General features: G+C 20.0%; 3 protein-coding genes. All 3 read left to right on the top strand.

All coding sequences use genetic code 11. From position 1 onward, the window contains the following. Positions 1–296 precede the first annotated feature (296 nt). The 3 genes from GBZ86_RS15215 to GBZ86_RS15225 all read left to right on the top strand — a co-directional run bounded on the left by GBZ86_RS15215 (position 297) and on the right by GBZ86_RS15225 (position 2030). Positions 297–905 carry an acetate uptake transporter gene (locus tag GBZ86_RS15215; RefSeq protein WP_152892059.1) on the top strand — a complete coding sequence of 203 codons (609 nt, stop codon included), beginning with the start codon at positions 297–299 and terminating at the stop codon, positions 903–905. 176 nt (positions 906–1081) lie between these two features. Beyond that, the gene (locus tag GBZ86_RS15220; protein WP_152892061.1) at positions 1082–1465 is read left to right on the top strand and encodes a hypothetical protein; all 384 of its coding nucleotides are present in this window, start codon (positions 1082–1084) and stop codon (positions 1463–1465) included. A gap of 124 nt (positions 1466–1589) precedes the next feature. Beyond that, on the top strand, positions 1590–2030 hold the full coding sequence (locus GBZ86_RS15225) for a PH domain-containing protein (RefSeq protein ID WP_152892063.1): 441 nt from the start codon (positions 1590–1592) through the stop codon (positions 2028–2030). Positions 2031–2181: the final 151 nt, after the last annotated feature.

The raw sequence follows: 2181 nt of genomic DNA on the forward strand, positions 1-2181 counted from the left end.
TACTTCTTTAAAATTAAGTGAATATATAAAAAATAATAATTTTGAAAATGTTTTTATTGTGTATAATTTCCTAAATTTATGTAATGATATTAACGTAATGAAAATTAAATATTAACTAAATAAAAATAATAAATAATATTATTTTAAATAAAGCTAAGAGTAAAAATATTAATTAAAATTAACAGAATATTTAATATTATAAATCTTTTTAAATTTTAATTGACAACAAATAAATGTTTTGTTAATCTTGTAAAGTATAATTTTTAAAAACAAAGGAAAAACGTAGGGGGATAATTATGAACGAAACAAAAGTAAAAGTAGTTACTGCTGACCCATCAGCAATAGGTCTTTTTGGTTTAGCTGTAATAACATTAGTTGCATCATCTCAAAAATTAGGATGGACTAGCGGGGTATCATTAGTTTTACCGTGGGCAATATTTTTAGGGGCTTCAGCTCAATTATTAGCTTGTTTAAAAGATTTTCAACATAATAATACATTTGGAGCTACTGCATTTGGTGGATATGCATTTTTTTGGTATTCAATGGGGTTTGCTTGGTTAATTCAAAATGGTGTTTTTGGACAGAAATTAGCAAGTTCTGTAGATGGAAAACAATTAGGTATGGCTTTTATAGCATATTTGATATTTACTTTATTTATGACAATTGGAGCTATGGAAACTCATAAAGTATTATTTATAATATTTGTCTTAATTGATTTATTGTTTATTGGATTAAGCTTAAGTACATTTGGAATAATGGCTAAGTTTGGACATAATTTAGCAGCATGGTCAGAATTAATACTTTCAATAATGTCATTCTATGGTTCAGCTGCAGCTGTTTTAAATAATCATTTTGGAAGAGTTTTCTTACCAGTTGGAAAGCCATTTGGTATATTTAAAAAATAATAAATATTTTAATAATTATAATTAAAATTTTGTATAAAAACTATGAATTTATGAAATTCATAGTTTTTATTTTTTATATTGAATTAGTGAATAGTATTATGATATAAAACATAAATCATAATATAAATAAGAAAGAATTTAAATTTTATATTAGTGAATAAATAGGAGAAAAGATTATGTTTGGTGTTGAGAAATATATATTAAAACAATTAACTAAATTTGAATGTGTAAATATAATTCCAGGAGAAATTGCTTTTAAAAATGATATGTTAATGAAACTAATAAATAAAAATAAAGAATATGAAAAATTAATTTTAGAAAGCATTAGTCTGTTAAAAGGAATAGATAAAATAAATTTTAACTATGATAAAAAAATAATAATTCTTAATTATGATATTTATATTTTATCGGAAAATAAAGTTTTAAATTGGATACAACAAGTTGTAGATGTAGTTAAAGAAAATTATAAGGAAATAATAAATAATTTAAATAAAGATTCTAAAAAAATAATTTCTATAATTAAACCCAAATTAATAAAAAGAATAAAAGATTTTCAATAAGCATTTGTTGATAAATTTTAATGTGTATGTTAATATAAAATGAATTAAAAAACAATATATTGAATTATAAGCCCTGTAAGAAATTTCTTATAGGGTTTTAATATAGTTTACATGGGGAGAAAAAATGTTAAATTTAAAAATCAGTAAAAAATTTATAATAGATATTTTTATTATGAGAAATTTAATTTTCTTAATATTTTTATTTTCTATTGTATATTCTTTTATTAAATTTAATTTCACAATAAACTTATATAAGTATACTATTTTATTATGGATATTATTATATATTATATTTGTAATTATAACACCTGTATTAGAATTTATTTTTTGGAGATATTCCATTACTAAAAAATTTATAGAAGTTAAGTATGGTATAATCTTTAAAAAATCTAAATGTATTCCTATAGATAGAATAAAATATATAGATATAGTTCAAAATCCTATAAGTAAAATATTAAGAATAAATAAAATAAAGATTTATACAGCAGCAGGAAAAATTATAATTCCGGGACTAAATAATGATATTTGCAAAAAAATATGTAATATTATAAAAGAAAAAAGTTAGAGGTGGCATATGATTTACTACCAAAAAAATCATTGGTATAGCATTTTAATAACTTATATAAAGTTATTAAAAAAATTATTACCTTATATTGCTTTTTTGTCAATTCAATTTCATAAATATATATTTGAAGTTATAATTATAAGTATTCTAC

It is taken from the genome of Clostridium tarantellae (genome assembly GCF_009295725.1).
GTDB classification, from domain to species: domain Bacteria; phylum Bacillota; class Clostridia; order Clostridiales; family Clostridiaceae; genus Sarcina; species Sarcina tarantellae.

Bases quoted from the DNA above. Each gene is read 5' to 3' on its own strand.
- GBZ86_RS15215 (WP_152892059.1), top strand. From the start codon at position 297: ATGAACGAAACAAAAGTAAAAGTAGTTACTGCTGACCCATCAGCAATA.
- GBZ86_RS15220 (WP_152892061.1), top strand. From the start codon at position 1,082: ATGTTTGGTGTTGAGAAATATATATTAAAACAATTAACTAAATTTGAA.
- GBZ86_RS15225 (WP_152892063.1), top strand. From the start codon at position 1,590: ATGTTAAATTTAAAAATCAGTAAAAAATTTATAATAGATATTTTTATT.